1 protein-coding gene (running past both ends of the window) is annotated in these 276 nt (G+C 63.0%); it reads right to left on the reverse strand.

Nucleotides 1-276, reverse strand: part of the annotated coding region (locus JV201_RS10410; protein WP_219407152.1) for an RHS repeat-associated core domain-containing protein (this coding region is incomplete at its 3' end). The annotated region is longer than the window, extending 2,010 nt past the left edge and 1,941 nt past the right edge; 276 of its 4,227 annotated nt are in view.

The following is a 276-nucleotide window of genomic DNA, read 5'->3' on the forward strand; positions in this document are numbered from 1 at the left end:
ATCGTCCCCGGGAAACAGCGCAATCAACCGACCGGCTTCGTCGTACTGATAGGCCGTCACCGCCCCCAGCGGATCCTGCTCGACCGTCAGCCGGCCTTTTTCATCGTAGGATTTGAAGTGCTGCGCGCCGTCCGGATCGATCCGCTGCACCAGCCGTGCGCGCTGGTCGTGGACGTAGACTTCCTGGCTGCCATCGGCGTTGTGTACGGTGACCGTGCCGTTGTCGTCCCACACATACCGCGTGTCCATCTGCGAAAAACTGGCCCAGTGCCGGAC

Source organism: Pseudomonas sp. Colony2 (genome assembly GCF_019382755.1).
GTDB lineage: Bacteria > Pseudomonadota > Gammaproteobacteria > Pseudomonadales > Pseudomonadaceae > Aquipseudomonas.